Origin of the sequence: Dolosicoccus paucivorans (assembly GCF_900100125.1) — a bacterium.
Lineage (GTDB): Bacteria > Bacillota > Bacilli > Lactobacillales > Aerococcaceae > Dolosicoccus > Dolosicoccus paucivorans.
This window is the reverse complement of record NZ_FNEL01000072.1, coordinates 1-7,206: the sequence shown is the minus strand read 5'-3', so window position 1 is coordinate 7,206 and position 7,206 is coordinate 1. Positions and strand designations below refer to the sequence as shown.

Sequence of the window (7,206 nt, the reverse complement as noted above, 5' to 3'; positions counted from 1 at the left end):
ACCCTTGTGACACTCGGTCATTGATATAGGTGATTTGATCTTCTGTGAACTGCTTCTTCTTAGAGCCACACTTAGATTTGTTAGCTTTGTAGCCTTCATAATAGTCGATGATAGTTCCACCATCGTCTAAATAATGATAGACATTATAGATGGTTTGAGCAGATCTTCTTAACTTTTTAGCGACTATGTAAGCTTTTTCGCCAATTTCGTAGTAGTTTTCTATCCAAGTCAGTTCTTTCGTGGTAAGATGTGTATAGGCCATTTTGTGTCTACTCCCTTATTTATGATTGGACTCATAAATAGTGTAGCACAAATGGTCCTATTTGTTTTTTTCTAGCTTAATTTTACAATTCAGGCAATAAAAAAAAGCCACCCTTTCGAAAAGGATGGCTCTCATTGTTACTCGTCACTTGAACGAGTATCTTCTTTTACTTGGTTAAGTAATTCTTCAATACGGTTACCATAGTCAACCGATTTATCACGTTCGAATTTAACGGTTGGCACTTTGTATAGTTTAATACGTTTGGCTAATTCACTACGAACTAAACCACTAGCCGCTTGCAAGCCGTCTTTTGTTTTTTGACGTTCGCTTGCTAAGTCAGACAAGGTGCTGTAAAACACAGTAGCTTGTTGTAAGTCGCCTGTTAATTCAACGTCTGTAATCGTAACCCCTTCAATACGTGGGTCTTTGACGTCTTTTAATAAAATATCATTGACTTCGCGTAAAATTTCTTGACGTACGCGTTCAACACGATAGTTTGCCATAGGGCAATCCTCCTTTAAAAACGATTCAATTACTTAGGCTTTACTTCCACCATATGGAAGGCTTCAATATGATCGTCTACTTTAATATCGTTATAGTTTTCAATCATCATACCAAATTCAAAGCCTTTTGTAACTTCTCTTGCATCATCTTGGAAACGTTTCAAGCTAGATAGTTCGCCTTCGTAGACAACAATGTTATCACGAATGACACGAACTCCACTATTACGACGGATATAACCATCTAACATGAAAGCTCCAGCAATGGTACCTACTTTAGATACTTTAAAGGTTTCACGGACGACGGCTTGTCCAGTAATTTCTTCAACGTACTCTGGGTCAAGCATTCCTTTCATCGCTGTTTCAATTTCATCGATCACGTCATAGATAACGCGGTGTAGACGAATATCAATTTGCTCAGCTTCTGCTTCTTGACGAGCTTGCGGGGTTGGTCGAACGTTAAATCCAATCACAATCGCATTGGATGCGTTAGCAAGAGAAATATCACTTTCATTAATACCACCCACCGCTTGGTGAATAATATTTACTTTAACTCCTTCAACGTCAATTTTTTGCAAGCTAGCCGCTAAAGCTTCAACCGAACCTTGAACGTCACCTTTAATGATCACGTTAACGTTTTTCAATTCGCCCTCTTGTAGACTTTCAAATAAGTTATCAAGAGTAATTTTATTTTTGTTTTCGCGTTGTTGTTGTTGAGCGCGTGCTGCACGGGTTTCACCGGCTTGACGAGCTTCTTTTTCATCTTCAAAGACAACGAACAAGTCTCCTGCTAGCGGTGTATCTTGTAAACCAGTGATCGCGACCGGAGTAGATGGACCGGCTTCACGAATACGTTGTCCTTGGTCGTTTGTCATTGTACGTACGCGTCCGTAAGTGTTTCCAACAACAATTGGATCTCCTACACGAAGCGTTCCTTGTTGAACTAGAAGGGTGGCGGTAGCTCCTTGAGCGCGGTCTAAGTAAGCTTCAATAACGCTACCAATTGCGCGTCGCTCTGGATCTGCTTTTAATTCTTCCATTTCAGCTACTAAAAGAACGGTTTCTAATAGATCATCAATGTTTAATCGTTGTAGCGCTGAAATTGGAACAAAGATAGTATCCCCGCCCCATTCTTCTGGAATAATACCGTGTTCAGTTAACTCATTCATCACACGATCTGGGTTAGCGGTTGGTTTATCAATTTTGTTAACCGCAACAATAATAGGTACTTCAGCTGCTTTGGCGTGGTTAATCGCTTCAACTGTTTGTGGCATAACCCCATCATCAGCAGCAACGACGATGATTGTAACGTCTGTTACATCCGCTCCACGAGCACGCATAGTTGTAAAGGCCTCGTGACCTGGCGTATCTAAGAATGTAATCGGCTTGTCATTTGCAATAACTTGGTAGGCACCGATATGTTGCGTAATACCGCCCGCTTCACCTTCGGCAACGTTCGCATTACGTAAACTGTCAAGTAGCGTTGTTTTACCGTGGTCAACGTGTCCCATAATAGTAACTACTGGTGGACGAACTTGAGTCATGTTAGAGTCGTCTTCGAAGTAATGTTCTAAGTCAGATTTGTCGATCACTACTTTTTGTTCTGGCTCAATGCCGTACTCCATTAAAATTAACTCAATGACATCTCCAGATAGGGATTGGTTCATGTTCGCCATAATTCCAAGTCCCATGGCTTTCATAATGATTTCTGAAGTGTCACGGTGGATGATTTTAGATAAATCTTGAATATTCATTCCTTCTTCGTAGACCACTTTTTCAGGTAAATCACGATGTTTACGAGGGGTTGGCGCTGCTTTTGAACGGTTTTGTTGGTTACCGCGGCGACCTCCACGACGGTTACGGCGACGACGTCCTCCACGAGTCTCATTTTCCTCTTTTTGTTGGGTTGGTTGACGTTTCTTTTTGCCTTGTTTTTTCTTAGTATTTTCGTTGTCTTTCTTTGCTTCTTGAGCAGGTTTATTGTTCTTTTTGCGTTTAGGCGCTTTTTGCTCTTTTTTGTTTGAATCTTTTGAGCCTTTTAATTGTTTTTCTAATTGGCTTGCTTCTTCTTTATTTAAAGAAGACATATGACTTCCAAAGTCCATTCCTTGTTCCTTAGCCAATGTGAGTACTTCTTTACTTGTTACGCCGTGTTTTTTCGCAAATTCATATATTCTCATTCCAGACATACTCTCACCTTCCTATTATGTGTTACGTCATCATTTCAATTCTCCTTTACTTTCATCTAAGTATGAAAGATAACGTTTTGCCATACCGCGATTAGAAAACCCACACACTGTACGTGGTCTTCCTAATGCTTCGGTTATTTCTTCAGTTGTTAATGTTAAATCTAAAGGAACTTGTTGCTGGTTTGCTAGATAGGTTAAATTTTCGATGGTGTTCTTACTGGCATTTTTTGCACAAATAATAAGAACAACTTCACCTGATTTAATTCCTTTTTCGACTAATTCCGTTCCGGTAATTAAGTTTCTAGAGCGCAAACCCAGTCCTAATAAATTCAATTGTTTTTGTTTCAGCATTAGAATAATTCCTGACGCGCTTTTTGATGGGTGACATATTCGACCAATTCTTCATAAAATGAAGGATCGATTGACGTTTTAAACGCTTTATCTAATGCTTTTGTTTCTTGAGCTCTTTTTGCTATTTCTGGATCTAGTGCAATGTAAGCACCTCGTCCATTTTGACGTCCTGTTGGATCAATAAATACTTCATTTTCTTTTGTTCTAACAACACGTACAAGCTCTTTTTTAGGGTACATTTCTTGAGAAATGACACACTTTCTCATGGGAACTTTACGCTGTTTTGGTTGTTTTTTAGCCATCTAGTTCACCTCTAATTCAATGTTATTCGCCTAAATCGTCCATCGGGTCGATGGTTTCTTCGCCGTTGTCTTCTGCTAAACGTTGTAAACGTTCTGCGTCACTTTCTTCCGTCATCTCTTCTTCAAATTCAAGCGGCGTGACGACTCCTTCATCAATATCATCTTGACGACGTAATAAATCTTCCGCGTCTTCACCGATAATTTGTTGAATATCATCATCTAGTAGCTCGCCGTCCATATCAACAGCCATTTCTAAACCATCTTCTTCAAGAGATTCAGCATCTAATTGATCACGGATCGCTTCTTGTTCTTGTAAATATTCAGCGTAAGCTGTTTCTGACTTAATGTCAATTTTGTAAGATGTTAAACGAGCGGCTAGACGAGCGTTTTGACCACGCTTACCAATGGCTAGAGACAACTGATAATCCGGTACAACGACAATACACGCGTTCCCTTCATCTTCAAAAATCACGTCAACAACTTCAGCTGGATTCATCGCGTTACGAACAAAAACAGCTGGGTCTTCATCCCACTCGATAATATCCATATTCTCACCATTTAATTCATTAACAATGGCTTGAATACGTTGACCACCTTGACCAACAACCGTTCCGATCGGGTCAATGGTTTCATCGCGAGAGCGAACCGCCACTTTCGAACGGTCCCCTGCTTCTCTAGCCATGTTAACAATTTCAACAATGCCGTCATACACTTCTGGCACTTCTACTTCGAATAAACGACGTAAAAAGCCGGCATGACTACGGCTAACCACCACTTGTGGACCGCGGTTAGTACGGTCAACAGATGCGACGTACACTTTCACACGATCTTCAAAGTCTAATTCTTCCGTTGGAATTTGTTCGCTACGTGGCATCACTGCTTCAATGCGTCCGATATTAACAAACACATTGCCGCGCGGATCCATTCGCTCCACCGTTCCTGTTAAGACTTCATCTTCATATTGAATATACTCATTATAAATTAAATCGCGTTCTGCTTCACGAATGCGCTGCATAATCACATGTTTTGCTGTTTGCGTCGCAATACGTCCAAAGTCGGCTGGAGTGATCTCAAAGTTAATTTTGTCGCCAATTTCATAGTGAATATTTTTCTCATGGGCGTCTTCTAAACTCACTTCAAGAGTTTCATCTTCCACTTCTTCAACGACTTCTTTCACCGTATAGACGTTGATTTTACCGGTTTTGTCATCAAAATGGACTTCAACGTTTTGAGCTTGATCGTAATTCTTTTTATAAGCAAGAACTAAAGCAGACTCAAGTGCTTCAATAATGATTTCAGGAGAAATTCCCTTTTCTTCTTCAAGCACGGCCATCGCTTTAACTAACTCTTTACTCATCCTTTAATTTCCTCCTTAAAACTGTACCGCTAAACGCGCAAAGCGAATCGCATCTTTAGGGACAGTAATTTGTTTAACACGTGCTTTATCTCTAATTTCTAAAATATAGGCATCCGGTTGACTTTCAATCAATGTTCCTTCATGGAAAGTTTCTCCTTCTACATGTCCGTGATAAGCAAAGTGGACATACTCGCCTACGGCTTTTTCAATCGCTTCGTCATCTTTTAGCGGACGCTCAGCTCCAGGAGAGGATACTTCTAGAAAATAAGCTTGTGGAAATGGATCAGGATCTAACGCATCAAGCGCCACACTGACTTCTTCACTAATTAATGCACAATCGTTAATATCAATTCGGCCTGGCTTATCCGCAAAAATACGTAAAAACCATTGACCCTCTTCATTAACGTACTCCATTTCAATTAATTCACAGCCATTATTTTCAACAATTGGTTCGATAATGGGCTGTAGTTTGTCTACCATTGAACTCATAAGTCACCTCTTTAAAAAGATCTTTTTTGGGTTATTTACATGAAAAAAAGCGAGCGTTGCCGCTCACTCCTCTTCTGCCCGTGTCAATTACTACTATTATACTATCACAAAACCTTTATTTATACAATACATAGACCCTGTTATCCTAATCCAATAACGAGTTGCCGTTAGTTTCAATTACTTTTTTATACCAATCAAAGGATTTTTTCTTATAGCGCTTGAAACTTCCTGTTCCGTCATCATGGCGATCAACATAAATGTAACCATACCGCTTACTCATTTCTGCCGTTGACGCTGAGACTAAATCAATACAACCCCAAGACGTATATCCCATGACAGGGACTCCATCTTTAATCGCTTCGCCTACTTGAATTAAATGCTTCTTCAAGTAATCAATACGATAATCATCTTCTACTGTTAATTCTCCGTCTACTTCCACTAACTCGTCATAAGCACCTAAGCCGTTTTCGACGACAAATAAAGGTAATTGATAACGATCATAGAAGTCATTTAATACTAAACGAAGTCCCACTGGATCAATTTGCCAGCCCCACTGAGATTGTTCTAAATAGGGGTTTTCCAAGCCACCAATGATATTACCTTGACCTTTTTTATATTGATCTAAGTCATGAGCTTGAGTCACACTCATATAATAAGAAAAAGAAATAAAGTCTACAGGGTGATTTGCTAAAATCGCTTCATCTTCAGGTTCAATTTGTAGCTCAATTCCTTCTTCTTTAAAGTAACGCTTAATATAGTTAGGGTATTTTCCGCGAGCATGAATATCTGTAAATAAATAGTTATGATTTTCGAACTCGCGAACCGCCAATTGATCTAAAGGGTTAGACGTCATTGGATACGCTGGCATCGCAAGTACCATACATCCAACTTTTAAGTCAGGATTAATCTCATGAATCGTTTTAGTCGCTAAAGCAGAGGCTACCAGTTCATAATGAATAGCTTGGTATAAATCTTGCTTAGACAACTCTTCCATCGGCGTCGCAATCCCACCACTCATAAAAGGCGCATGAAGGACAGAGTTTACTTCATTAAAGGTTAACCAATACTTCACACGGTGTTGGTAACGCTCCACCACTGTTTTTGTATAATGATTGAAAAACTCAATTAAATCACGGTTCAACCACCCGTCATACTTGCGAGCTAAATGAAGAGGTGTTTCATAATGAGACAACGTCACCAAAGGTTCAATCCCATACTTTTCTAACTCATCAAACACGCGGTCATAAAAAGCAAGCCCTTCTTCATTTGGTTCCTTTTCGTCTCCATTAGGAAAAATACGACTCCAAGCAATGGATAAACGAAACACTTTAAAGCCCATTTCCGCAAAGAGCGCGATATCTTCCTTATAATTATGATAAAAGTCAATCGCTTCTAACTTCAAATTATCCGCCGTCGGCTCTTTGGTAGGCTCACCAAACCAACCTTGTGGCAGTACATCTTGCACACTTAACCCTTTACCACCTTCATTATAGGCCCCTTCAATTTGATTCGCCGCCGTAGCTCCACCCCACAAGAAATCCTTTGGAAAAATAGACACATGCTCCACTCCTATTCAATGCATTCTTAAAATTATTGTATCACATTAAAAACTTAGTAAAAAATAGAATTGAAAACCCAAAGACAATTACTAATATGCAGTAAGCGTGTCAGCTTATGTAACACCATACAAGAATATACAGCGCCTCAAAAGTCTGATGTTAGTAGATCGAATTGATGATGAATTGATTGGCAACAG

At 39.7% G+C, this 7,206-nt stretch carries 7 protein-coding genes and 1 pseudogene; all 8 read right to left on the bottom strand.

Annotation, left to right across the window (positions count from 1 at the left end):
* A pseudogene (locus BLR79_RS08165) lies at window positions 1-262 on the bottom strand (IS30 family transposase); the annotation flags it as partial.
* Window positions 263-399: 137 nt separating this feature from the next.
* Window positions 400-765 (bottom strand): 30S ribosome-binding factor RbfA, encoded by a 366-nt coding sequence (gene rbfA / locus BLR79_RS08160; RefSeq protein WP_092086846.1) that lies wholly within the window; start codon window positions 763-765, stop codon window positions 400-402.
* A 29-nt stretch (window positions 766-794) separates the two neighbouring features.
* Window positions 795-2,951, bottom strand: a complete 2,157-nt coding sequence (gene infB / locus BLR79_RS08155; protein WP_092086843.1) for a translation initiation factor IF-2 — start codon at window positions 2,949-2,951, stop codon at window positions 795-797.
* 30 nt (window positions 2,952-2,981) lie between these two features.
* Window positions 2,982-3,302: a L7Ae/L30e/S12e/Gadd45 family ribosomal protein gene (locus BLR79_RS08150; RefSeq protein ID WP_092086840.1), complete on the bottom strand. Its 321-nt coding sequence runs from the start codon at window positions 3,300-3,302 to the stop codon at window positions 2,982-2,984.
* Window positions 3,302-3,604 carry an RNase P modulator RnpM gene (gene rnpM, locus BLR79_RS08145; RefSeq protein WP_092086837.1) on the bottom strand — a complete coding sequence of 101 codons (303 nt, stop codon included), beginning with the start codon at window positions 3,602-3,604 and terminating at the stop codon, window positions 3,302-3,304. The genes BLR79_RS08150 and rnpM overlap by 1 nt, the downstream gene beginning before the upstream one ends.
* Before the next feature lie 22 nt (window positions 3,605-3,626).
* Entirely contained in the window at window positions 3,627-4,961 is a 1,335-nt protein-coding gene (gene nusA / locus BLR79_RS08140) for a transcription termination factor NusA (RefSeq protein WP_092086834.1), read from the bottom strand.
* A 15-nt stretch (window positions 4,962-4,976) separates the two neighbouring features.
* On the bottom strand, window positions 4,977-5,450 hold the full coding sequence (gene rimP, locus BLR79_RS08135; protein ID WP_092086831.1) for a ribosome maturation factor RimP: 474 nt from the start codon (window positions 5,448-5,450) through the stop codon (window positions 4,977-4,979).
* Window positions 5,451-5,595: 145 nt separating this feature from the next.
* Window positions 5,596-7,008, bottom strand: a complete 1,413-nt coding sequence (locus BLR79_RS08130) for a glycoside hydrolase family 1 protein (RefSeq protein WP_092086828.1) — start codon at window positions 7,006-7,008, stop codon at window positions 5,596-5,598.
* Window positions 7,009-7,206: the final 198 nt, after the last annotated feature.